At 72.0% G+C, this 22,857-nt stretch carries 21 protein-coding genes; 3 read left to right on the forward strand and 18 right to left on the reverse strand.

Going from position 1 to position 22,857, the window contains the following annotated elements:
* Positions 1-99 precede the first annotated feature (99 nt).
* The 3 genes from ABT295_RS05685 to ABT295_RS05695 are packed head-to-tail and all read right to left on the reverse strand — an operon-like array spanning position 100 to position 3,502.
* The gene (locus tag ABT295_RS05685; RefSeq protein ID WP_352393431.1) at positions 100-882 is read right to left on the reverse strand and encodes a TSUP family transporter; all 783 of its coding nucleotides are present in this window, start codon (positions 880-882) and stop codon (positions 100-102) included.
* The gene (locus tag ABT295_RS05690) at positions 879-1,727 is read right to left on the reverse strand and encodes an HAD family hydrolase (RefSeq protein WP_352393432.1); all 849 of its coding nucleotides are present in this window, start codon (positions 1,725-1,727) and stop codon (positions 879-881) included. Before ABT295_RS05690 ends, ABT295_RS05685 begins: the two co-directional genes overlap by 4 nt.
* Positions 1,724-3,502: a proline--tRNA ligase gene (locus ABT295_RS05695; protein WP_352393433.1), complete on the reverse strand. Its 1,779-nt coding sequence runs from the start codon at positions 3,500-3,502 to the stop codon at positions 1,724-1,726. The genes ABT295_RS05690 and ABT295_RS05695 overlap by 4 nt, the downstream gene beginning before the upstream one ends.
* A 157-nt stretch (positions 3,503-3,659) precedes the next feature.
* Here ABT295_RS05695 and ABT295_RS05700 point away from each other — a divergent pair, with 157 nt between their 5' ends.
* Positions 3,660-4,460, forward strand: a complete 801-nt coding sequence (locus ABT295_RS05700; protein WP_352393434.1) for a methyltransferase domain-containing protein — start codon at positions 3,660-3,662, stop codon at positions 4,458-4,460.
* Between the two features lie 154 nt (positions 4,461-4,614).
* On the opposite strand, the gene ABT295_RS05705 is transcribed toward ABT295_RS05700, so the two are convergent.
* On the reverse strand, positions 4,615-5,550 hold the full coding sequence (locus ABT295_RS05705; RefSeq protein ID WP_352393435.1) for a DUF4184 family protein: 936 nt from the start codon (positions 5,548-5,550) through the stop codon (positions 4,615-4,617).
* Between the two features lie 128 nt (positions 5,551-5,678).
* Between ABT295_RS05705 and ABT295_RS05710 the strand changes: the two genes are divergently transcribed.
* Positions 5,679-6,623 carry a GNAT family N-acetyltransferase gene (locus ABT295_RS05710; protein WP_352393436.1) on the forward strand — a complete coding sequence of 315 codons (945 nt, stop codon included), beginning with the start codon at positions 5,679-5,681 and terminating at the stop codon, positions 6,621-6,623.
* Here ABT295_RS05710 and ABT295_RS05715 read toward each other — a convergent pair.
* From ABT295_RS05715 to ABT295_RS05735, 5 genes are read right to left on the reverse strand one after another with little or no spacing between them, the layout of a single operon-like run.
* Positions 6,597-7,007, reverse strand: coding sequence for a DoxX family protein (locus tag ABT295_RS05715; RefSeq protein WP_352393437.1), 411 nt, complete (start codon positions 7,005-7,007; stop codon positions 6,597-6,599). The genes ABT295_RS05710 and ABT295_RS05715 overlap by 27 nt on opposite strands.
* A gap of 28 nt (positions 7,008-7,035) precedes the next feature.
* Positions 7,036-7,881, reverse strand: coding sequence for a GNAT family N-acetyltransferase (locus ABT295_RS05720; RefSeq protein ID WP_352393438.1), 846 nt, complete (start codon positions 7,879-7,881; stop codon positions 7,036-7,038).
* A 56-nt stretch (positions 7,882-7,937) separates the two neighbouring features.
* The gene (locus ABT295_RS05725; RefSeq protein WP_352393439.1) at positions 7,938-8,705 is read right to left on the reverse strand and encodes a nucleoside/nucleotide kinase family protein; all 768 of its coding nucleotides are present in this window, start codon (positions 8,703-8,705) and stop codon (positions 7,938-7,940) included.
* A gap of 13 nt (positions 8,706-8,718) precedes the next feature.
* Entirely contained in the window at positions 8,719-9,879 is a 1,161-nt protein-coding gene (gene ispG / locus ABT295_RS05730; RefSeq protein ID WP_352393440.1) for a flavodoxin-dependent (E)-4-hydroxy-3-methylbut-2-enyl-diphosphate synthase, read from the reverse strand.
* Positions 9,880-9,936: 57 nt separating this feature from the next.
* Entirely contained in the window at positions 9,937-11,283 is a 1,347-nt protein-coding gene (locus ABT295_RS05735) for a M50 family metallopeptidase (protein WP_352393441.1), read from the reverse strand.
* Positions 11,284-11,351: 68 nt separating this feature from the next.
* Between ABT295_RS05735 and ABT295_RS05740 the strand changes: the two genes are divergently transcribed.
* Positions 11,352-12,056, forward strand: coding sequence for a hypothetical protein (locus ABT295_RS05740; RefSeq protein ID WP_352393442.1), 705 nt, complete (start codon positions 11,352-11,354; stop codon positions 12,054-12,056).
* 94 nt (positions 12,057-12,150) lie between these two features.
* Here ABT295_RS05740 and dxr read toward each other — a convergent pair whose 3' ends face one another.
* The 9 genes from dxr to ABT295_RS05785 form a co-directional block, all read right to left on the reverse strand.
* On the reverse strand, positions 12,151-13,356 hold the full coding sequence (gene dxr / locus ABT295_RS05745) for a 1-deoxy-D-xylulose-5-phosphate reductoisomerase (protein ID WP_352393443.1): 1,206 nt from the start codon (positions 13,354-13,356) through the stop codon (positions 12,151-12,153).
* A gap of 34 nt (positions 13,357-13,390) precedes the next feature.
* Positions 13,391-13,912: a pyridoxamine 5'-phosphate oxidase family protein gene (locus ABT295_RS05750; RefSeq protein ID WP_352393444.1), complete on the reverse strand. Its 522-nt coding sequence runs from the start codon at positions 13,910-13,912 to the stop codon at positions 13,391-13,393.
* Between the two features lie 71 nt (positions 13,913-13,983).
* Positions 13,984-15,453, reverse strand: a complete 1,470-nt coding sequence (locus tag ABT295_RS05755; protein ID WP_352393445.1) for an NAD-dependent succinate-semialdehyde dehydrogenase — start codon at positions 15,451-15,453, stop codon at positions 13,984-13,986.
* 126 nt (positions 15,454-15,579) lie between these two features.
* A complete protein-coding gene (locus ABT295_RS05760) occupies positions 15,580-16,866 on the reverse strand; it encodes a saccharopine dehydrogenase family protein (RefSeq protein ID WP_352393446.1) in 1,287 nt (428 codons plus the stop codon).
* Positions 16,863-17,636 carry an ABC transporter permease gene (locus ABT295_RS05765; protein WP_352394695.1) on the reverse strand — a complete coding sequence of 258 codons (774 nt, stop codon included), beginning with the start codon at positions 17,634-17,636 and terminating at the stop codon, positions 16,863-16,865. The genes ABT295_RS05760 and ABT295_RS05765 overlap by 4 nt, the downstream gene beginning before the upstream one ends.
* A gap of 35 nt (positions 17,637-17,671) precedes the next feature.
* Positions 17,672-18,595: an ABC transporter permease gene (locus ABT295_RS05770; protein WP_352393447.1), complete on the reverse strand. Its 924-nt coding sequence runs from the start codon at positions 18,593-18,595 to the stop codon at positions 17,672-17,674.
* Positions 18,592-19,797, reverse strand: coding sequence for an ABC transporter ATP-binding protein (locus tag ABT295_RS05775; RefSeq protein ID WP_352393448.1), 1,206 nt, complete (start codon positions 19,795-19,797; stop codon positions 18,592-18,594). Before ABT295_RS05775 ends, ABT295_RS05770 begins: the two co-directional genes overlap by 4 nt.
* A complete protein-coding gene (locus ABT295_RS05780; protein WP_352393449.1) occupies positions 19,797-20,981 on the reverse strand; it encodes an ABC transporter substrate-binding protein in 1,185 nt (394 codons plus the stop codon). The genes ABT295_RS05775 and ABT295_RS05780 overlap by 1 nt, the downstream gene beginning before the upstream one ends.
* 324 nt (positions 20,982-21,305) lie before the next feature.
* Positions 21,306-22,754 carry a gamma-aminobutyraldehyde dehydrogenase gene (locus ABT295_RS05785; RefSeq protein ID WP_352393450.1) on the reverse strand — a complete coding sequence of 483 codons (1,449 nt, stop codon included), beginning with the start codon at positions 22,752-22,754 and terminating at the stop codon, positions 21,306-21,308.
* Between the last annotated feature and the right edge of the window lie 103 nt (positions 22,755-22,857).

Consider the following 22,857-nt stretch of genomic DNA (forward strand, 5'->3'; position numbering starts at 1 on the left):
CGCACCCTGTGGGTGTGCTGTGCCCGTCGGATGGCACGGGTGTGAGTCGTCACGACGGGGGCTCGTCACGCCGGCGCACGCCCCACCGTCCGGGACCGGTCAGGGCCACCAGCCGAGCAGGCTCCCGCCGATCTTGACGACGAAGGCGCCGACGACGACCACGAAGACGATCCGGACGAAGCCGCTGCCCCGGGCCACCGCGGTGCGGGCACCGACGTAGCCGCCGAGCAGGTTCGTCGCGGCGATGACGAGGCCGACCTTGAGCAGCACGAGCCCCATGGGGGCGAAGACCGTCAGGGCGCCGAGGTTCGTGGCGAAGTTGGCGATCTTCGCCTTGGCGCTCGCCTCGAGGAACGTGTAGCCGAGCAGGCCGACGAGGGCGAAGACGAGGAAGCTCCCCGTGCCCGGTCCGAGGGCCCCGTCGTAGCCCCCCACGACGAAGCCGGTCACCATCGCGAGCGCCGTGTGACGGGCCCCGTGGAAGCGGCGCAGCGACTCCGTTCCGAGGTCGGGCTTGAGCAGCGTGTACGCCCCGACGACCACGAGCAGCACGAGGATGATCGGGTTGAAGGCCGACTTGGGGATGTGCAGCCCGATGAAGGCGCCGCCGATCGAGCCGAGGTAGGCGACCGCCGCCATCGGCAGTGCGGTGCGCAGGTCGGGCCGCACCCGGCGGTAGAAGGTGACCGAGCTCGTCGCGGTGCCGAAGATCGAGCCGAACTTGTTCGTCGCGAGCAGCTGCGCCGGGCTGGCGCCCGGGAGGCCGACGAGGAGGGCCGGCAGCTGGACCAGCCCTCCCCCGCCGACGACGGCGTCGATCCAGCCCGCGACGAACGCGGCCGCGCCGAGGAAGGCCAGCGTCGTGACCGTCGGGTCGGTCACGCCCCGTCGCCCGCGGCGGCTGCCTCGTGCGCCGTCGCCCCGTGCGCTGTCGCCCCGTGCGCCGTCGCCCCGTGCGCCGTCGCCTCGTGGTTCCACAGCGCCACGATGCCGGCGACGTCGAGCAGCTCGTCGGCGACCGCATCCGGCCGCGCGTCCACGGCCGTGCGCTGGTTCGTCGGGATGTCGGAGTGCGGCACGAGGATGGCGCGCATCCCGACCTGCTGGGGTCCGTGCACGTCCTCGAACAGGCGGTCGCCGACGTAGACGGCCCGCTCCGGAGCGACCCCCAGCGCGTCGCACACCGCGTGGAACGCGTCGGGGTGCGGCTTCACGACGTGGATCTCGGAGGAGTAGACGTCGGCGTCCAGCAGGTCGAGCACCCCGTCACGGGCGAAGACCTCGCGGTGGTAGTCCCGCGTCCAGATGGTGTTGGACAGCACGCCGATCCGGATCCCCTTGCGGCGCAGCGACTCCCAGAGCGGTCGCACCTGCTCGTCGGTGTGCGTGTGCGGCTCCCAGAAGCGCTGGTAGGCCGCGAGCGCGAGGTGGTGCCGGTCGTGCTCGGGGTCGACGCCGGCGGCGTCGAGGATGTCGGCGAGCGACGCGCTCTCGTGCGTCGCCCGTCCGCGCTTCCAGGCGCGCTCCTCCGCCTCGTGGATGCGCAGCGCGAGCGAGTCCGCCTCGGCGAGGTCCTCGGCCGGCATCGCCGGGTCCTCGACGGGGAGCCCGTGCACGGTGCGGGCGAAGACGCGCCACTGCTGGGGCAGGTCGACCTCGTGCCACGGGGTCAGGGTGCCGCCCCAGTCGAAGACGACGGCCTCGACCGACTGGCTGCCGGACGTCACGAGCGCTCGACCTCCGCCGTGACCTCGGCCGTCAGGTCGGCGACGGCGTCGTCGACCGCGACCTCGCGCCGCTCCCCCGTTCGCCGGTCCTTGATCTCGACGGTGCCGTCAGCCAGGCCGCGCCCGATGACGAGGATCGTCGGGATGCCGATGAGCTCCGAGTCCTTGAACTTCACGCCGGGGCTGACGCCCTTGCGGTCGTCGACGAGGACGGTGAGGCCCTGCACCTCGAGCTCGCGGGCGATCTCCTCGGCCTTGACGAAGAGCGCCTCGTCCTTGCCGGCGGCCACGATGTGGACGTCGGCGGGCGCCAGCTCGCGCGGCCACACGATGCCGGACTCGTCGTGGTTGCCCTCGACGACGCAGGCCACGGCGCGCGAGACGCCGACGCCGTAGGAGCCCATGACGACGGTGACGAGCTTGCCGTTCTGGTCGAGCACCTTGAGGTCGAGCGCCTCGGCGTACTTCGTGCCGAGCTGGAAGACGTGGCCCATCTCGATGCCGCGGGCGGTCGAAAGGGTGTGGTCGCACGTGGGGCAGGCGTCGCCCTCGCGCACCTCGGCGGCCTCGATGGTGCCGTCGGCGGTGAAGTCCCGACCGGCGACCAGGTCGATGACGTGCTGGCCGGACACGTTCGCACCGGTGACCCACCGGGTGCCCTCGGCCACGCGCGGGTCGAGCAGGTAGCGGATGCCGCTCGTGCCCTCGAGCCCGAGCGCCCCGGGCCCGATGTACCCCTTGACGAGCGCCGGGTTCGCCGCGAAGTCGGCCTCGGTGAAGGCCTCGACCTCGGCCGGCTCGACCTGCGCGCCGAGGCGCTTCTCGTCGACCTCGCGGTCACCCGGCACGCCGATGGCGAGCGGCTCGCGCGTCCCGTCGGGGTGGACGAGCATGACGATGACGTTCTTGAGCGTGTCGCCCGCCGTCCACGCGCGGTCCCCGCGCGGGAAGTGCTCGTCGAGGTGCGCGACGAGGGTCTCGATCGTCGGGGTGTCGGGGGTGTCCTCGGCGTGCGCCGCCGCAGTGCCCTCCCAGCCGACGGCGTCGGGCGCCGGCACGCGCACGGCCTCGACGTTGGCGGCATACCCGCAGCTCGTGCAGTGCACGTAGGTGTCCTCGCCGACCTCGGCGGTCGCGAGGAACTCCTCGCTCTTGCTGCCGCCCATGGCCCCCGCCATCGCCTCGACGATGACGTAGTGGAAGCCGAGGCGGTTGAAGATGCGGACGTAGGCCTCGCGGTGCAGCTGGTAGCTCTTCTCGAGGCCTGCGGTGTCGACGTCGAAGGAGTAGCTGTCCTTCATGACGAACTCGCGACCGCGGAGGACGCCGGCGCGGGGACGCGCCTCGTCGCGGTACTTCGTCTGGATCTGGTAGATCGAGAGCGGGAGGTCCTTGTACGAGCTGTAGAGGTCCTTGACCGTGAGGGTGAACATCTCCTCGTGGGTCGGGCCGAGCAGGTGGTCGGCGCCCTTGCGGTCCTGCAGGCGGAAGATGTTGTCGCCGTACTCGGTCCAGCGGCCGGTCGCCTCGAAGGGCTCCTTGGGCAGCAGCGCGGGGAAGAGCAGCTCCTGGGCGCCGATGGCGTCCATCTCCTCGCGCACGATCTTCTCGACGTTGCGCAGCACCCGCAGGCCGAGGGGCAGCCACGTGTAGACGCCGGGGCTGACGCGACGCACGTAGCCGGCGCGCACGAGCAGGCGGTGGCTCGGGACCTCTGCGTCCGCCGGGTCCTCACGAAGGGTTCGCAGGAACAGGGACGACATGTGCAGGGCCACCGGGACTCCTCGTGTGGTGCAGGGTGCAGCCCCGCGCTCTCCGGAGCGCGCGGGTGCGGAACCCCGGCAGGATATCTGTCACTCGGCGGTCCTCGTCGACCCGCACCGTCCGCGGGCAGCCGGGCGCGCGATCGGTGCCGCGGAGTAGCGTCCACGCATGACGGACGTCTACCTCCACGGGCACCACACGAGCGTCCTGGCCGCGCACGGCACGCGCACGGCAGCCGACTCGGCCGCCTACCTGCTCCCGCACCTGCGTGAGGGCCTGACGGTGCTCGACGTCGGGTGCGGGCCGGGCACCGTCACGCTCGACCTCGCCGAGGCCGTGGGGTCGAGCGGCCGGGTCGTGGGCGTCGAGAACGTCGAGGCTCCCCTCGCGCAGGCACGGCGGCACGCGCAGGAGCGAGGCGACACCCGCACCCGCTTCGCGCTCGCCGACGTCATGGCGCTCCCGTATGCCGCCTCCTTCGACGTCGTGCACGCCCACCAGGTGCTCCAGCACCTCCCCGACCCCGCCGGCGCGCTCCGTCAGATGGCCCGCGCGACCCGGCCGGGCGGCCTCGTCGCGGTGCGTGACGTGGACTACGCCTCGATGGTGTGGCACCCGGCGTCCGACGGCATGACCATGTGGCTCGAGGTCTACCGGCGGCTCGCGAGGCTCAACCACGCCGAGCCGGATGCCGGACGCCACCTGCTCGCCTGGGCGCACGCGGCCGGCCTCACCGAGCTGACCCCGTCGGCGTCCGTCTGGACGTACGCGACCGCCCAGCACTGCGCGTGGTGGGGCGACACCTGGGCGAGGCGCGCCCTGGAGTCGACGTTCGCCACCCAGGCGATCGAGCACGGCCTTCTCACAGCCGCGGAGCTCGGCGAGGTCAGCGCGGCCTGGCGGCGCTGGTCGACCCACCCCGACGCGTGGTTCGCGATGACGCACGCCGAGCTGCTGGCCCGGGTCTGATCCAGCCCGCTCTCCCGTCGGGCAGTGCCGTCGAGCTCTCCCGTCGAGGTACGCCGTCGCGCGCGGTCGCGAGGGATCACCTCGACCGCGCCCCCGGGCCCTCGGGTCGAGGTGATCCGTCGGGCCCCGCCGCGACCATTCACCTCGACCGTGCTCAGCCGTCGTCGGCCTCGGCCCCCTGGACGAGCCGACGTCCGCGCGTACCGACGGCGGCGTGCCAGACACCCGCGAGCGCGAGCAGTCCCACCGCGACGCCGAGGCCCCCGACGACCACCGCCCGCACGAGCAGCCGCTCCGGTGCGACCTGGTCGAGGCCGGCCGGATCGGGCACGAGGGTGAGGACGCCGAGCAGCAGACCGCAGAGGCCGCCGGCGACGGGAAGCGACCGCAGCGCGGGCCGCAACCACCGCGCGCCGTTCCTCCGACCGCTCCCGGGGAGAGCCGCCGTGTTCCCGGATACAGCCGCGGTGTTCCCGGGGACAGCTGCTGTGGTCCCGGGGCCGCCGGCCGGCGGGTGCCGGTACGCGACGCGGTCGGCGGCCCCTGCCTGCTCGAGGCGCCGCCGGCGCTGCACCGCCCACCACCACGCCCACGACCACGCCCACCACCCGAGGATGCCGACGAGGCCGCCGATGCCCGAGAGGTACTGCAGCCACCGGGTGAGCGGCCACGGCCCCACCGTCGTCGCGAGCCACGGCAGCAGCTCGGAGCCCCACCGACCGGCGTGCGTGAAGGCGTCCCACACGACGTGCGTGACGGAGCCGACGACGACACCGGCCACGACCGACACCCACCACCGCAGCCGGTGCCACCCGGGCACGTCGAGCCGCAGGTGCCGGCGCACCGCGTCGGGCAGGACGTCGACGACGGGTGCGCGCAGCACGGCCCACCACGTCGTGACCACGACGAGACCGACGGCGAGGTCGGTCGTGACCACCCCGGTCGCCGAGTGCGTGTGCCGGTAGGAGAACAGCCCCGGGAGGAACATCGCGGCGTCGGGCGCCATGGCCCCGACGGCCACGGCCGCGAGCGGCAGCCCCAGACGGCGCAGCGGGATGGCGACGACGGCGTGGCTCGGGGTGAAGGGCACCGCCCGATCGTGGCACCGGACCTGCCGCCGGCGGGCCCGGGACGCGGCGCGCGTACGCAACCTCCACACGACACCCACAACCTGCTCACGCCCGCGCCGGCGCGGGCCGCCTGCACGAGGATGGGCGTATGCCGTCCGCGCCCTGCACGTTCACGCTCGTCACCGACCCGGAGCAGGTCCTGCGACTCGTGGAACCGCTCGTCGCCACGGATCCGGAGGCGCTCAGCGTGCTCGCGAGCGTCACCCGCTCGCTCGTCGTCGACCCGGGTCGACACCTCGAGCCGCGGTGGTGGGTCGGGACCGACGCGAGCGGCCAGGTCGTCGCGGCGGCGATGCACACACCCCCGCACCAGGTGCACATCGCCCTCGCGACCCCGGACCAGGCCCGCACCCTCGCCGCAGGCCTCGCAGACCTCGCAGGCAGTGCGGGCCTCGCCGGCCGTGCAGACCTCGCCGGCCGAGCAGACCTGCCGGGCGTCGGTGGGCTGCGCGCGCCGGCCGAGGCCTTCGCCGACGAGTGGACGGCCCGGACCGGGGCGTCGGCGACGGTGGCGATGGAGGTCGGGCGCTTCGGCCTGCCGACCCGTCCGCGGGTGCCGTTCGCGGTCGCCGGTCGCTACCGGGTCGCCGAGCCGGGCGACATGGCGGTCGTCGACGCCTGGCACCAACAGTTCGTCGACGCGGTCGAGGGCGGTGGCCGCCGCGCCGGTGCACTCACCGAGCACCTCGCGGACGGCCGGATCGGGCTGTGGGAGGACGACGGCCGGCTCGTCTCGATGGCCTACGCCTCACCCGCCAGTGGCGGGGTGACCCGGATCTCGGGGGTGTGGACGCCACCGGCGCTGCGCGGCCACGGCTACGCGAGCGCCCTCGTCGCAGCCCTCAGCCGGGCCCGTCAGGACGCCGGCGAGGCCTGCATGCTCTACACCGACCTCGCCAACCCGACGTCGAACGCGATCTACCGGGCCATCGGCTACCGGCGCGTCGGCGACAGCATCAGCATCGCGTTCAACGCCGCCACCGGCAGCATGCCACCCGGGGGCGGGTCAGCGCAGGACGCCACCGGCACGTAGCGCCGTGCGGATCATCGGCCACTGGAGCGGCAGGCGCGCCACCGTCGCGGCGAAGTAGCCCTGCCGCTTCGTGTCGTCCGGCTTGCGGTCGAGCCGACGCTTGGCTGCCGTCGTCATGACGACGTTGGCCGGGAAGACGCCGACGAGCAGGGCGGCCGACGCGAGACCGGCGGCCTTGCGCGTGCGCGGCACGAACAGGCCGACGGCGCAGGCGATCTCGAGCGCGCCGGACGCATACACGAGACCGCGGCGGGCAGGCAGCTGCCGCGGGACCATGGACTCGAACGGCTCGGGCCTGACGAAGTGCATCGTGCCGGAGGTGAGGAAGAGGCCGGCGAGGGCGATGGCGTCCTTGCCCAGCGGTGCGTTCGTCGTGGTCTTCATGAGCCCACCCTAGGTGTCGCTCCGGCGGCTACAGCAGGACGGTGGTGAACGCCCCCACCTCGTGGAAGCCGCAGTGCTCGTAGGCGGCCCGGGCGGCCACGTTGAAGTCGTTGACGTAGAGCGAGACCTCGTCGGCCATCCCCGCGAGCACCTGCTCGACGACGCTGGCCATGGCGGGCACCGACAGGCCGCGACCGCGCAGGCGCGGGTGCAGCCAGACGCCCTGCACCTGCGCGCAGCCGAGGGCCAGGGAGCCGACGTCGGCCTTGAAGACGACCTCGCCGTCCTCGACCTTGACGAACGTGTGCCCGGCCCGGACGAGCGAGGCGATGCTCGCGCGGTAGCCGCGGTCCGAGCCGAAGTAGGGCGGGTAGCCGATCTCCTCGGTGAACATGTGGGCCGCGGCGGGCAGCACGAGGTCGACCTCGTCGAGGCGTGCGGGGCGCACGTCCGGGTCGATCGGGATGCCGAGCGCGGAGGGCGGCCGCCGGGTGGCGAGCAGCGGCTGGTGGGCGCGGATCGCGCGCACCGGTCGCCACGTCGGGCTGAGCCGGTCCCACAGGCCCACGACCTGCGCGCTCGGCCCGAAGAGCGACGCGCACTGGCGCCGCATCCGGACGATCCGTGCTGCCACGGCGGCGACGCCCTCGTCGTCGAGCTCGACGGGGACGACGTTGGCGCTGACCCACGCCAGCCCCCTCAGCTCGCCGTCGCTCCAGTGGCCGAGCAGCGAGCCGGGCGCGGCGCGCAGCGAGCCCTCGACGATGCGGGCCGCGACGAAGACGTTGGCCACCCGGTCACGCGCGCACACCTCGAGGGCGGCGTCGTGGTCGGCAGCCGAGAGCGGCCGCACGGGGAGGCGTTGGCGGAGCACCTCCCCACTGTGCCCGTCCGCGGCCCGGGTGTCACCCCGGCACGCCCGCCCGCCTGTCAGCGGTGCCCCTGCAGCGCCGGGCGGTCGAGGTCGGCGTTGTCGAGCACCCACGTCGCGTGCCCGCGTGGGTCGGCGTCCGCGAGGTAGAGCCGCTGGCCGCCGACGTAGCGCCGGTTCGACTCGGCCTCCGGATCGGGGTCGTGCTCGTGCCGGCGGGACCGATCCTCCGGCTGGTCGGCGGGTGCCGCGAAGCGCGCGTTGCCCCGGGGCACCGAGACGGCGAAGGGCACCTCGAGCCAGACGGTCGCGTCCCAGACGTCGGCGAGCTCGGGCCGCTGCAGGAAGATCCCGTCGACGAGCAGCACCGTGTCGGCCCCGACCGCGACGGGGTCGGGGTGCACCGGGCGGTCGGCCTCGACGTCGTTGACCGCCGGCGTCACCGGCTCGCCAAGGCGGAACGGCTCGACGACGGCGCGCCGGAACGCCGCGTAGTCGTAGGAGTCCTCGTAGAACGTCTCCGGCCCGCGGCCCCGCGCGATCCGCTGCGCCCGTGGCCGGTGGAAGCCGTCGATCCCCACCCGGAGCACGTCGCGCGGACCGGTGCCCGACCCCTCGAGGGCGCCGATGACCTCGGCGAGCTGGTCGGCGAGCACCGTCTTGCCGGCGCCGTCGAACCCGTCCACCGCGACGGCGACCCGCTCCCCCGGCCGCAGCGCGACGATGCGCTGCGCGAGGTCGCGCAGGACGGCATACCGGAGGGACGTGCTCGGGCTCCGCGAACCCGGGCGCGGCTCGGCCCCGGCTCCACCCACGGTCGCGGTCACGGGTGGGCGCACCTCAGCCGACGGTGACGCTCGGCGCCCCGGCGGACTCCTCGTCCACCGGCTCGCCCATCTCCTCGGCGAGGCGCATGGCCTCCTCGATGAGGGTCTCGACGATCTGCGCCTCCGGCACGGTCTTGATGACCTCGCCCTTGACGAAGATCTGGCCCTTGCCGTTGCCCGAGGCGACGCCGAGGTCGGCCTCGCGGGCCTCCCCCGGCCCGTTGACGACGCAGCCCATGACGGCGACGCGCAGCGGCACCGTCATGCCCTCGAGGCCGGCGGTCACCTGGTCGGCGAGGGTGTAGACGTCGACCTGCGCGCGGCCGCACGACGGGCACGAGACGATCTCGAGCTTGCGGGGTCGCAGGTTGAGGCTCTGCAGGATCTGGATGCCGACCTTGACCTCCTCGACGGGAGGAGCCGACAGCGAGACGCGGATCGTGTCGCCGATGCCGCGGGAGAGCAGCGCCCCGAAGGCCGTGGCCGACTTGATGGTGCCCTGGAAGGCGGGCCCGGCCTCGGTGACCCCGAGGTGCAGCGGCCAGTCGCCCCGCTCGGCGAGCAGCTCGTAGGCGCGCACCATGACGACGGGGTCGTTGTGCTTGACCGAGATCTTGAAGTCGTGGAAGTCGTGCTCCTCGAAGAGGCTGGCCTCCCAGACGGCCGACTCGACGAGCGCCTCGGGCGTCGCCTTGCCGTACTTCTCCATGATCCGCTTGTCCAGGCTGCCGGCGTTGACGCCGATGCGGATCGAGACGCCGGCGTCCTTGGCCTCGCGCGCGATCTGCTTGACCTGGTCGTCGAACTGGCGGATGTTGCCCGGGTTGACGCGCACCGCGGCACAGCCGGCCTCGATGGCGGCGTACACGTACTTCGGCTGGAAGTGGATGTCGGCGATGACCGGGATCTGGCTCTTGCGCGCGATGGCGGGCAGCGCGTCGGCGTCGTCCTGGCTCGGGCACGCCACGCGCACGATGTCGCAGCCCGATGCCGTCAGCTCGGCGATCTGCTGCAGCGTCGCGTTGATGTCGGTCGTCGGGGTCGTCGTCATCGACTGCACCGAGACCGGGAAGTCGCTGCCGACGCCGACCTTGCCGACCTGGATCTGGCGGGTCTGCCGCCGCGGGGCGAGGACCGGCGGGGGCAGCGGCGGCATGCCGAGGGAGACGCTCATGAGGTCATTCTCCACCCTGCGCCGACCCGTGCTCCAAGGGACCCGCCGTCCGGCCCGTCAGCCGAAGATGTTGATGGGCTTGACGATGTCGGCGTAGATGAGCAGCACCGACATCGTGATGAGCACGAGGCTCATGGCGTAGGCGACCGGCAGGCCCTTGGCGACGTCGACGAAGCCGGGGTCGGGGCGGTTGCGCAGGCGCGCCCAGCCCTTCTTGACCGCCTCCCAGGCCGCGCCGGCGACGTGACCGCCGTCGAGCGGCAGGAGCGGCACGAGGTTGAAGACGAAGAGCGCGAGGTTGAGGGACGCGATGAGCAGCACGAGCTGCTCGAGCTTGAGCCAGCTGCCGCCCTCGTCGGCGGGGATGTCCAGGGCGGCCACCTCGCCGCCGATGCGCCCGACGCCGACGACCGAGATGGGGCCGTTGGGGTCACGCTCCCCCGAGCCGAAGGCCGCCTGCACGACGCCGGCCATCTTCTGCGGGATCTTGACGATGATGGATGCCGTGTCGACCGTGCGGTCCCACACGAACTTGGGCGCCTGCGCGAGCGGCGTCGTGACGAGCTCCCGCCGCGGGGTGATGCCGGCGAACCCCATCGGGCTGAGCACCGGCTTGCCGTCCTTCGCGACCGGGTTGCCCTGGTCGTCGAAGGTGGCCCGCTCGATCACGGCCGGCGTGATGGTGATCGGCACCTGCTGGTCGCCGCGCTTCACGACCCACGACATGTCGCGGCCCTTGCTGTCACGGATGGCCGCGGTCACCTGGTCCCACGAGCTGACGGCCCGACCGTCGATCGAGACGATGAGGTCCTTCTCCTGCAGCCCGGCCGCCTTGGCCGGGGCGACGGGGTCACCGGGCTTGCAGACCGGCTGCGGGACGGCGAGCGTCGGCGTCGTGGTCGGCACGCACGTGGAGAGGAGTCCGACGCGGGGCACCACCTGCGGCAGGCCGAAGATCGTGATGGCACCGGTGATGAGCACGGTGGCGATGACGAGGTTCATCAGCGGGCCGCCGAGCATGATGACGATCTTCTTGCCGGGGCTCAGCTTGTAGAAGACCCGGTCCTCGTCGCCCGGCTGGATCTCCTCCATGGAGTCGGCGCGGGCCTGGTCGACCATCTGGCTGAAGCGGCCGGTCGAGAGCGTGCGCAGCTCGCCGGGCTTGTCACCGGGCCGGGGCGGCAGCATGCCGACCATCCGGACGTAGCCGCCGAGCGGGATCGCCTTGATGCCGTACTCGGTCTCCCCGCGCCGACGCGACCAGATGGTGGGGCCGAAGCCGACCATGTACTGCGTCACCTTGACGCCGAACTTCTTCGCCGGCACGAGGTGGCCGATCTCGTGCAGCGCGATGCTGAGCGCGACACCGACGACGACGACGAGGACCCCGAGGAAGAACAGCACGCCCCATTGTCACACCGCCGACCGGAAATTCCTGCGCGGTCGACGCGTGCCCCGGCGAGGATGGGGGCGTGACGACGCCGACCGACGACGAGTTCAGGGCCCTGGCGCGCTCCTCGCCCTGGCTCTTCACCACGCTCCACCTCACCCTGAGGCGCCCGGGGCAGGAGCCCGTCGAGGCGTGGCTCTCGCGGCCCGGTCGCCTGGCCGTGGAGGTCGGCGGCAGGCGGCACGTCGTCACGGGGGTGCCGTACGCCAAGGTGTTCTACGGCGGGGTCGGCGGGCGGCAGCCCGAGTGGGTCGTCTCACCGCCCCAGGACCACGAGCCGGTGCGGCGCGCCGACGGCCTCGTCGCCGAGCGGCCCGACCGGTTCGAGGTCGACTACGACGACCCGCTCTGGGGCTCCTACGACTGGGTGGCCATGCTCGACCCCGTCGAGCTCGCGACCGGCACCCGCCTCACCGGGCTGCAGGCCACGACTCGCAAGGGCCGCGAGACCTGGTGGGCGGTCGCCGTGGGAGTCGAGGGCTACGAGCCGCGGTGCTCGTGCTGCCCGCTCCTCTGGGGCGTCGAGTCCGAGCGCCAGGATGCCGGGGCAAGTGGGCGGGAGCTGCGAGCCGACGTCGACTACCCGGAGTGGCTCGTCGGGCTCGACCGCGGCACCGGCGTCGTCGTCTCGTGCGAGCCGGTGGGCCCGGTCGGGGTGCCGCACGGCTTCACCGTCGACCTCGACGAGGTCGACGTCGACCTCCCCGACGCCCTCTTCGACAGCTGACCCCCTCCCCCGATTCGATGTGTTCCGCGGTCACCACCGACCGTGCAATACATCGAACCGAGGGCGAGAGCGAGGGCGAGGGAGGCCGGGCGGGTCAGGGCCTGCCGACGACCTCTGCGGCGGTCTCGCGGGCCCAGGCATCGGCGGCGAGGACGTCGTCGAGCGTCAGGTCGCCGACCTGCGAGAGGGCGCTGCCGGCATACGCGTCGACGACCTGCGCGACGGTGTCGACGATGCCGACGAAGCCGAGCCGGCCCTCGTGGAAGGCGTCGACGGCCACCTCGTTGGCGGCGTTGTAGACCGCCGGCCACGTGCCGCCGGCCTCGCCGACCCCCCGAGCGAGCGCGACGGCCGGGAACGCCTCGTCGTCGAGGGGCTCGAACTCCCACGACTGCGCGCGCGTCCAGTCGACCGGCACGTCGGCGTCGGCGATGCGCTCGGGCCAGCTCATGCCGAGCGCGATCGGCACGAGCATGCGCGGCGGGCCGGCCTGGGCGATCGTCGAGCCGTCGACGAACTCGACCATCGAGTGGATCATCTGCTGGGGGTGCACGACGACCTCGATGCGGTCGAAGGGCACGTCGAAGAGCAGGTGCGCCTCGATGACCTCCAGACCCTTGTTGACGAGCGTCGCGGAGTTCGTCGTGATGACGCGACCCATCGCGAAGTTCGGGTGCGCGAGCGCCTGCTCGGGCGTCACGTCGGCCAGCTCGGCGCGGGACCGCCCGCGGAACGGCCCCCCGCTCGCCGTGACGACGAGCCGGCGCACCTCGTCGGCGCGGCCACCGCGGAGGCACTGCGCGATGGCGCTGTGCTCGGAGTCGACGGGCACGATCTGGCCGGGCGCCGCGAGCGCCTTGACGAGCGGGCCGCCGATGATGAGCGACTCCTTGTTCGCGAGCGCGAGGGTCGTGCCGGCGCGCAGGGCGGCGAGGGTCGGCTCGAGCCCGATGGCACCGGTGATGCCGTTGACGACGACGTCGGCCTCGCGAGCGGCGAGCCGCGTGCTCGCGTCGGCGCCGACGAGCAGCTCGGGGTCGTATGCCGTCACGCCCGCCGCGTCGGCCGCGCGCGCGACCGCTCGCGCCAGGTCGTCGGGCGTGCCGTCCGCCACCGCCACGACGGGCACCCGCAGCGCGACGGCCTGCTCGGCGACGAGGTCGAGGTTGCGGCCTGCCGAGAGCCCGACGACCTCGAACCGGTCGGGGTTGCGGCGCACGAGGTCGATGGCCTGCGTGCCGATGGAGCCGGTGGAGCCGAGCAGGACGATGCGGCGAGGACGTGCGGGGGTGTCGGTCACCCCGGCATTCTCGCGCAGCCTCCGACCCGGCGAGTCAGGCGGTCACGCCCCTCTCCCGGAGCAGCTCGTCGCGGTGGGCGGCGTAGGCGACGGCCCACGTCATCCGGAGGCGGTACATCCTGATGTCGTCTCCCCACGAGTAGGGACTGCTGCCGTAGTGGGCGGTCCAGTGCGCGTCCACCTCGTCGCGGTCGGCACCCGGCTCGACGAGCTCGGCTCGGCCGTGGCTGAAGAGCGCGAGCTCCTCGCCGTCGACGTGCGCCACGCTGACCGCCGGCCGCGCCTCGAGGTGCCTCGCCTTCGCCGACGACCCGGAGGTGCCGAAGGTCCACGTGCCGTGCAGGAAGTGCCCGTCGAGGGCGCTGATGCGCGGCTCGCCCCGCGCCGTGACCGTGGCGACCGAGAGCACCTTCATGCCCGTCAGCAGCGCGACCAGCTGCCGGGCGGTGAGGGTGCGGCCGTCGTCGATGATGCTCCGCAGGTGCCCCGTCGCCCGGCCGTGCGAGGCGTCGAGCAGCGACTGCAGTGCAGCGGTCTCCTCCGGTGTCTCCAACATCCCTCGACGCTAGCGCCGGGCACCGACGACGGGCTTGATCGTCCTTGCGGTCCCGACCAGGCCCGTCGTCGTCAGAGCGCCAGGCCGACGTACTTCGTCTCGAGGTACTCGTCGATGCCCTCGAAGCCGCCCTCGCGCCCGACGCCGGAGGCCTTGACGCCGCCGAAGGGGGCGGCCGGGTTGCTGACGATGCCCTGGTTCACGCCGACCATGCCGTACTCGAGCGCCTCGCTCACCGTGATCGCCCGCGATAGGTCCTTGGTGAACAGGTAGGCGACGAGACCGTACTCGGTGTCGTTGGCGAGCCGGATCGCCTCGGCGTCGGTGCGGAACGTCGTGACGGGCGCGACCGGGCCGAAGATCTCCTCGCGGGCCATGTCGGCGTTCGTCGGCACGTCGACGAGCACGGTCGGCTCGTAGAACCATCCGGCGCCCTCGGGTGCCGAGCCGCCGACGAGCACCTGCGCGCCCTTCGCGACGGCGTCGTCGACGAGGGCGGCGACCTTGTCGCGGGCCTTCTCGTCGACGAGGGGGCCGACGTCGACGCCCTCCTCCGTGCCCTGGCCGAGGCTGAGCGCACCCATCCGGCGGGCGAGGGCGGCGCTGAACTCGTCGGCGAGCGACTCGTGGACGTAGAAGCGGTTGGCGGCCGTGCAGGCCTCGCCCATGTTGCGCATCTTGGCGAGCATCGCGCCCTCGACGGCCTTGTCGACGTCGGCGTCCTCGAAGACGAGGAACGGTGCGTTGCCGCCCAGCTCCATCGAGACGCGCAGGATGCCCTGCGAGGCCTGCTCCATGAGCGAGCGGCCCACCGGCGTCGAGCCGGTGAAGGTGAGCTTGCGCAGGCGCGGGTCGCGGATGAGCGGCTCCATCACCTCACCGGTGCTGCCGTGCCCTGCCATGACGACGTTGAGCACGCCGTCGGGCAGGCCGCACTCGCGCAGCAGCTCGGCGAGCGCGAGCATCGTCAGCGGCGTCTGGCTCGCCGGCTTGATGACCATGGTGCAGCCGGCGGCGATGGCCGGGCCGATCTTGCGGGTGCCCATCGCGAGCGGGAAGTTCCACGGCGTGATCATGAGCGTCGGGCCGACCGGCTGCTTCATCGTCATGAGCCGGGTCGCGCCGTTGGGGGCGGTCGACCAGCGGCCCGAGATGCGCACCGCCTCCTCGGAGAACCAGCGGAAGAACTCGGAGCCGTAGGCGACCTCGCCGCGGCTCTCGGCGAGCGTCTTGCCCATCTCGAGCGTCATGAGCATCGCGAACTCGTCCGCGCGTTCGGTGATCTTCTCGTATGCCGCCCGCAGCAGCTCCGCGCGGTCGCGCGGCGCCGTGCGCGCCCAGTCCGCCTGCGCCGCGACGGCGGCGTCGAGCGCCGCCCGGCCGTCCGCCACGGTGGCGGCGGCCACGTGGGTCAGCACCTCACCCGTCGAGGGGTCCTCGACCGCGATGGTCTCCCCGTCGCTGCCGTCCCGCCACTGCCCGCCGATGAGCAGGCCCTTCGGGACCGATTCGATCACTGACTCGCGCGTCACAGCTGCCATGTCGCAACCCTATTCCTGTTCCTGTCGTGGACGTTCGCCGGTCGTCCCCACCCGACGAACGGCGTCGGGCAGGGCGAAGGTCGGTGACCCGCTGGGCGGGCACCGGTCGGGACGTGACCCGTCGCCTCAGGTCGACGACGGGCCCGCGGGCTCGAGCGGGACCGGCGTCCGCTCGTCGATCCCCCAGGGCGAGCCGTAGCCCTCGGGCTTCGGCGCCGCGAGCAGGTCGAGGAAGGGCACGGCGTCGAAGGCCTCGGGCCCGCGCACCCCGGATCCCTGCCACGAGCCGTTCGCGAGCAGCTCGAGCGCGACGACCGGGTTGACGGCCGTCTGCCACACGACGCACTGCGCGCCGTAGGCGGCCATCGTCTCGGCGTTGTCGACGACGTGGTGCAGGTAGGTCGCCCGGGGCCTGCCGTCCTTGCCGGTGCCGGTGACGAAGAGGCCTGCGCACGTCTTGCCGCTCATCCGGGGACCGATGGTCGCCGGGTCGGGCAGCACCGCGGCCACGACGTCGCGGGGCGAGACCTGCACGCCCTTGACCGTCACGGGCTCGGTGCGGTCGAGGCCGAGCGTGTGGAGCACCTTGAGGATGCCGATGAACTCGTCACCGAGGCCGTACTTGAAGGTGACCCGTTTCGCGTCGACCCAGCGCGGCATGAGGAGCACCTCCTCGTGCTCCACGTTGACGCACTCCACGGGACCGATGCCGTCAGGGAACTCGAAGACCTCCGGCTCGCTGAAGGGCGGCGTCGTGAACCAGCCGCGGTCCTTCTCCCACACGACGGGCGGGTTGAGGCACTCCTCGATCGTCGTCCACATCGAGAAGCTCGGCGCGAAGACCTCGTTGCCGTCCTCGTCGTGCACGACGAGGTTGGCACCGTCGCGCGTGCCGAGCTCGTCGATCTCGGAGAAGAGGTGGTCGGCGGCGTACCGGGCGAAGACGTCCGACAGGCCCGGCTCGACACCGATCCCGACGAGCGCGAGCCGACCGTCGGCCTCCCACGCGTCGGCGACGGCGAACTGCTCGTCGCCGAGCTTGACGCCCGTGACGGCATACGGCTGCTCGGGGTGCGGGTGCGAGAGGCTCATGGCCATGTCGAGGTAGTCGGCGCCGGCTGCCTTGGCGCCGTTGAAGATCGACATCGTGAACTTCGGGTCGACGGCGTTGAAGACGTGCGTGGCGCCGTGCTGACGGGCGAGCGCCGTGACGGCCTCCGCCGACGACGCGTCGACCTGGGCGGCGACGAAGCGCGACTCCCCCGGGTGGCGCTCGACGACGGCGGCCACGGTGCGCTCGGCGCGCTCGGCGTCGTAGTCCGCGACCACCCAGGCGTCGAAGAAGCCGCGCTCGGCGGCGATCCGGGCGGCGGCGTCACCGACGCCGCCCGAGCCGACCATGAGGACCCTCATGCCTTGTTCGCCCTCCTGGCGTTGCCGATGACCTGACCGGCGATGACGAGCAGCACCGCGATGGCGAACATCGAGAAGCCGATGACGTTGGCCTGGGCGGGGATGCCGCGCAGGTAGGAGGTGTAGACGAACTTCGGGAACGTCGTCTCGTCGCCCGACACGAAGTTCGTGATGATGAAGTCGTCGAAGCTGAGCGAGAAGGAGAGCAGCGCCGCGGACACGATGCCCGGGAGCACGAGCGGGAAGGTGACCCGCCAGAACGTGCCGCCGGGTCCGGCGTAGAGGTCCTGCGCGGCCTCCTCGAGGCGTGGGTCGAGGCTCTGCAGGCGCGCCTTGACCGTGACGACGACGAAGCTGATGCAGAACATGATGTGGGCGATGACGATCGTCCAGAAGCCGAGGCGCAGCCCGATGTTCGAGAAGCCCTGGACGAAGATCGTCAGGAGGCTCGCGCCGAGCACGATCTCGGGGGTCGCCATGGGGATGAAGACGATGAGGTTGCTCGTCGTGCGTCCCCGGAAGCGGTGCCGCACGAGGGCGAACGCGATCATCGTGCCGAGGATCGTCGCGATGAGGGTGGCGATGGCGCCCACCTGGAGCGAGACCACCAGCGACTCGCACGCCCCTTGCGCGCCACAGGGATTGGCCCAGTGCTTCGTGGTGAAGCCGACCCACGTGATGTTCGACTTGCGGTAGTCGTTGAACGAGAAGGCGAACGTGTAGGCGACGGGCACGAAGAGGTAGACGAGCACGAAGAGGGCGACGATCATCGCGAAGCGGTCGGCGACCCAGCGCCTGGCAGCGGTCACAGCAGCTCCTCCGTCCCGAAGCGCCGGATGTAGAGGAACACCAGCGCGAGGATCATGGCCATCAGGGTGAACGAGAGCGCGGCAGCTGTCGGGTAGCCACCGAGCACCCGGAAGAACTGGCTCTCGATGACGTTGCCGACCATCTTCGTGCTCCGGTCGGAGCCGAGCAGCTCGGCGTTGACGTAGTCACCGGCCGCGGGGATGAAGGTCAGCAGGGTGCCGGCGATGACACCCGGCATGCTCATCGGCAGCGTGACGGTGCGGAACGTCGTGAGGCCGTTCGCGTAGAGGTCACCGCCCGCCTCGATGACCTTGGGGTCGGCGCGCTCGAGGGAGGCGTAGATCGGCAGCACCATGAAGGGCAGGAAGTTGTACGTCAGGCCCGCGACGACGGCCACCCAGGTCTCGGTGATGTGCCCGCCCGGCAGCAGGTGCAGGGCGTTGAGCGTCGAGGCCACCGGGCCCTCGTCGGCGAGGATCTGGCGCCACGCGATGGTGCGCAGGATGAACGAGGTGAAGAACGGCGCGATGACGCAGATCATCATGACGTTGCGCCAGCGGCCGGCCTTGAACGCCATGGCGTAGGCGAGCGGGTAGGCGAGCAGGAAGGCGAAGAGCGTCGCGAGGCCGGCGAAGAGCAGCGAGCGACCGAAGTGGCCGGCGAACTCGGTGATCGCCGCGGCGTAGTTGCCGACGTTGACGTCGCGGTAGTAGTACCCGGGGTAGCCGGGGAACTGCGACTGCAGCGACACCGCGGCGAGCTGCACGAGCGGCCAGACGAAGAAGACGCCGAGCCACACCATGCCGGGCAGCAGGAGCAGGTAGGGCACCCAGCGCCGGCCCCGGTGCGTGGCGGCCGGATCGACGTCCGGCGCGCCGGCCGGTCCCGGAGGGGCGGCGAGACCCTGCGCGACGCTCACGAGGGCACCACCTCGGGTGCGTCCGTGCTGCCGACTCCCCCGTCCTGCCTCGCGGTGCCGGCGGACCCGTTCGCGGGCTGCTGGGCGGCCGGGGTGTCGGTCCGGGACACGGCGAACGCGTGCCCGGTCTCCCAGCCGAGCCAGACCTCGTCGCCCGCGCGCACCGTGTTGGGCTCGACGTCGAGGTTCTGCTCGTAGACGACCCAGGTCGCCCCGCTCGGCACCGTGACGAGGTACTGCGTCGCGACGCCCGTGAAGCTGACGTCGGTGACCGTGCCACGGACGTCGTTGCCGGCCCCCTCGGGGCGGCTCTCGTGCAGGCGCACCTTCTCGGGGCGCACCCCGAAGACGATGTCGTCGCCCTCGGCCGAGGACCGGTTGGTGGGGACCCGGACGCGCGTGCCGGCCACCTCGGCGACGAGGTGCTCGCCGTCGCGGTCGACGATGCGACCGTGCCCGAGGTTCGACTGGCCGAGGAAGTTCGCGACGAACGCCGTGCGCGGCAGGTCGTAGAGCGCCTCGGGCGCACCCATCTGCTCGATCCGGCCGGCGTTCATGACGGCCACGGTGTCGGCCATCGTCATGGCCTCCTCCTGGTCGTGCGTCACGTGGATGAAGGTCAGCCCCACCTCGGTCTGGATGCGCTTCAGCTCGACCTGCATCTCGCGGCGCAGCTTGAGGTCGAGCGCGCCGAGCGGTTCGTCGAGCAGCAGCACCTCGGGCCGGTTGACGAGCGCCCGGGCGAGCGCGACGCGCTGCTGCTGGCCACCCGAGAGCTGCGCCGGCTTGCGTCCGGCGAGGTGCGTCATCTGCACGAGCTCGAGGGCCTCCGCCGCCTTGCCGGCCGCGTCGGGCTCACCGCGACGCTTCGGGCCGAAGGCCACGTTGTCGCCGATGGTCAGGTGCGGGAAGAGCGCGTAGCTCTGGAAGACCGTGTTGACCGGCCGCTCGTACGGCCGCGATCCGGTGAGGTCGGTGTCGCCGATGAGCACGCGGCCGCTCGTCGGCTGCTCGAGCCCGGCGATCATCCGCAGGGTCGTCGTCTTGCCGCAGCCCGACGGGCCGAGCAGCGCGAAGAACGAGCCACGCGGCACGTCGAGGACGAGGTCGTCGACCGCGGTGAACGCGGCGAACTCCTTGGTGACGTGGTCGATCCGGAGGTCTCCGGACGCCTGGCGGAAGCCGCTCGACTTGCGGGCCATCAGTTCCCCACCACCTTCGCCCACAGGGCGCTGTAGTCCGCGTCCTCCTGCGACGTGAGCGCGCGGAAGCTCTGGACGTTGTTCTTCTTGATGTAGTCCTCGGACGGGAAGATGAACGGGCTCGCGGCGAGCTCCGGGTCGATCTTCTCCATCTCGGCCTTGGCGCCCTGGACCGGGCAGACGTAGTTGACGTACGCCGCGACCTCGGCCGCCACCGCGGGCTCGTAGTAGTAGTCCATGAGCGCCATCGCGTTGCGCCGGTGGGTCGAGGTGATGGGGATCATCATGTTGTCCGACCAGAGCGTGCCGCCGGACTCGGGGATGACGAACTGCCAGTTGTCGTTGCCCGTCTCGGCGCGCAGGACGAAGAGGTCACCGCTCCACACGATGCCGGCGACGGCGTTCCCGCTCTTGAGGTCCTCGAGGTAGCTGTTGCCCTTGATCCTGCGGATGAAGCCCTCCGAGACACGCTTGTCGACCTCGGCGAAGGCCTTCTCGACGGCCGCCTTGTCGAAGTTGCTCGTCAGGTCGACGCCCTGCTGCTGCATGATCAGGCCTGCGGTGTCGCGGAACTCGCTCAGCACGACGACACGGCCCTTGAGGTCGTCGGCCCAGAGGTCGTCGAGCGACTTGAGCTCGCGGCCCACCTTCTCGCGGTTGTAGCCGATGCCGGCGAAGCCCGACTGCCACGTCAGGGAGTTCTGCCGACCCGGGTCGAAGGAGACCTCCTTGAGCGACTCCAGCAGGTTCGGCGCGTGCGGCATGCGGATGAGGTCGAGCGGCTGCACGAGCTCGTCCCGGATGATGCGGTTCGCCATCCAGTCGGTGAAGACGAAGACGTCGCGGTCGATGTCCTGCTTGGCCCGCAGCTGCGGGGCGATCTTGTTGAAGTACGAGTCGTTGTCCTCGATGTCGACGTAGTAGCTCGCCTTGATGCCGGTGCGCTTGGTGAACGCCTCGAGCGTCGGGTACTTCGTCGCGTTCTCGTCCTGGTCGAGGTAGGCGGTCCAGTTGGCCCACCGGACGACCTTCTCGGTGTCGCTGACGTCCGTGGGCAGCTTGAGCGCCGACTTGCCCCCGGCGGGCGGCAGCGGCGGCGCGCACCCGGACAGGCCGAGGGCGGCGAGGCCGGCGGCCCCGCCGCCGAGCAGCGCCCGTCGGGAGAAGCCTGACGATGCGGCCATGGAGGCCAGCGCTCGGACGCCGGGGTCCGATGGGGGGCGACGCTTTCTCACGCCTTCTCCTTCACGTGCGGGTGAACGCCCCCGGCCCGGGTGGACCGGGAGCCCGGACGACGGTGTCCGTCAAGACTTCCCCTGGTGCTTCGGTGGCTGGTGCTTCGGTGGCTGGTGCTTCGGTGGCTGGTGCTCCGGTGGCTGGTGCTCCGGTGGCTGGTGCTCCGGTGGCTGGTGCTTCGGTGGCTGGTGCTGCGATGACGCCGAGGCGCGAGCTCCGTTCTGCCGGTGCGGTGGTCGAACAGGTGTGGGCCAGGGGTGGGTCGGAGGTGGTCAGGACTCGATGTTGGCCATGACGTGCTTGACGCGCGTGTAGTCCTCGAGGCCGTACATCGAGAGGTCCTTGCCGTAGCCGCTGTGCTTGAAGCCGCCGTGCGGCATCTCGGCGACGACCGGGATGTGGGTGTTGATCCAGACGCAGCCGAAGTCGAGCCTCTTGCTCATCCGCATCGCCTTGCCGAAGTCGCGGGTCCACACGCTGGAGGCCAGGCCGTACTGCACGCCGTTCGCCCACGCGAGCGCCTCGGCCTCGTCGCTGAACTGCTGCACGGTGATGACGGGCCCGAAGATCTCGTTCTGGATCTGCTCGTCGTCCTGGCGCAGGCCGGCGAGCACCGTGGGCTCGAAGAAGTAGCCGTCGCCCAGGCCCTCGGCGCGGCGACCACCGGCGGCGATCCGCGCGTGGTCGGGCAGTCGGTCGATCATGCCGCCGACGTGCGCCACCTGGTTGGGGTTGTTGACCGGGCCGAAGAGGGCGTCCTCGTCGTCCGGGCGCCCGACCTTGGCCGAGCTCTTCGCGTACTCCGCGAGGGCGGCGACGAAGTCGTCGTGGATGCGCGGGCCGGCCAGCACGCGGGTGGCCGCCGTGCAGTCCTGGCCGGCGTTGAAGTAGCCGCCGACGGCGATCCCCTCGACGGCCGCCTCGATGTCGGCGTCGTCGAAGACGATGACCGGGGCCTTGCCACCGAGCTCGAGGTGCACGCGCTTGAGGTCGCGCGAGGCGCTCTCCGCGACCTGCATGCCGGCGCGCACCGAGCCGGTGATCGCCACGAGGGCGGGCGTGCGGTGCTCGACGACCATCCGGCCGGTCTCCCGGTCGCCGGTGATGACGTTGAGGGTGCCCTCGGGCAGGAACTCCGACGCGAGCTCGGCGAGCAGGAGGGTGGTCTCGGGCGTTGTGTCGGACGGCTTGAGCACGATGGTGTTGCCCGCGGCGAGCGCCGGGGCGATCTTCCACATCGCCATCATCATCGGGTAGTTCCAGGGCGTGACCTGGCCGACGACGCCGATCGGCTCACGCCGCACGAACGAGGTGTGGCCCTTCATGTACTCGCCCGCCGACTTGCCCTCGAGCACCCGTGCCGCGCCGGCGAAGAAGCGCAGCTGGTCGAGCATCGGGGGCACCTCCTCGCTGCGCGTCAGGGCGTGCGGCTTGCCGGTGTTCTCGGCCTCGAGGCGGATGAAGTCCTCGGCCCGAGCCTCGATGGCGTCCGCGAACTTCAGCAGGGCGGCCTGTCGCTCCCCGGGCGTCGTGTCGCCCCACGTCTCGAACGCCGTCGCGGCCGCGGCGTACGCCCGGTCGACGTCGGCCTGCGTGCTGACCGGGGCCTGCGCGACGACGCCGGCGGTGGACGGGTCGACGATGTCGGTCGTGCGCTCGCCGTCGTGGTCGACGTACTGGCCACCGATGAAGTTGCGGAGCTGGCGGGGCTGGGAACTCATGCCGGAATGCTAGACGCTGGCCTTCGCAATCAGGAAGAGTTGGCGAGAAAAAACTTCGGAATCAGTCGCGCGGACACTTGCCAACCGCGCGTTCCACAGGACA

Origin of the sequence: Terrabacter sp. NPDC000476 (assembly GCF_040300125.1) — a bacterium.
Taxonomy (GTDB): domain Bacteria; phylum Actinomycetota; class Actinomycetes; order Actinomycetales; family Dermatophilaceae; genus Terrabacter.

Bases quoted from the DNA above. Each gene is read 5' to 3' on its own strand.
- ABT295_RS05710 (WP_352393436.1), top strand. From the start codon at position 5,679: ATGCCGTCCGCGCCCTGCACGTTCACGCTCGTCACCGACCCGGAGCAG.
- ABT295_RS05775 (WP_352393448.1), bottom strand. From the start codon at position 19,797: ATGGCCCGCAAGTCGAGCGGCTTCCGCCAGGCGTCCGGAGACCTCCGG.
- ABT295_RS05750 (WP_352393444.1), bottom strand. From the start codon at position 13,912: ATGTTGGAGACACCGGAGGAGACCGCTGCACTGCAGTCGCTGCTCGAC.
- ABT295_RS05785 (WP_352393450.1), bottom strand. From the start codon at position 22,754: ATGAGTTCCCAGCCCCGCCAGCTCCGCAACTTCATCGGTGGCCAGTAC.
- ABT295_RS05760 (WP_352393446.1), bottom strand. From the start codon at position 16,866: ATGAGGGTCCTCATGGTCGGCTCGGGCGGCGTCGGTGACGCCGCCGCC.
- ABT295_RS05780 (WP_352393449.1), bottom strand. From the start codon at position 20,981: ATGGCCGCATCGTCAGGCTTCTCCCGACGGGCGCTGCTCGGCGGCGGG.
- ispG (WP_352393440.1), bottom strand. From the start codon at position 9,879: ATGAGCGTCTCCCTCGGCATGCCGCCGCTGCCCCCGCCGGTCCTCGCC.
- ABT295_RS05700 (WP_352393434.1), top strand. From the start codon at position 3,660: ATGACGGACGTCTACCTCCACGGGCACCACACGAGCGTCCTGGCCGCG.
- ABT295_RS05715 (WP_352393437.1), bottom strand. From the start codon at position 7,007: ATGAAGACCACGACGAACGCACCGCTGGGCAAGGACGCCATCGCCCTC.
- ABT295_RS05755 (WP_352393445.1), bottom strand. From the start codon at position 15,453: ATGGCAGCTGTGACGCGCGAGTCAGTGATCGAATCGGTCCCGAAGGGC.
- ABT295_RS05765 (WP_352394695.1), bottom strand. From the start codon at position 17,636: ATGATCGTCGCCCTCTTCGTGCTCGTCTACCTCTTCGTGCCCGTCGCC.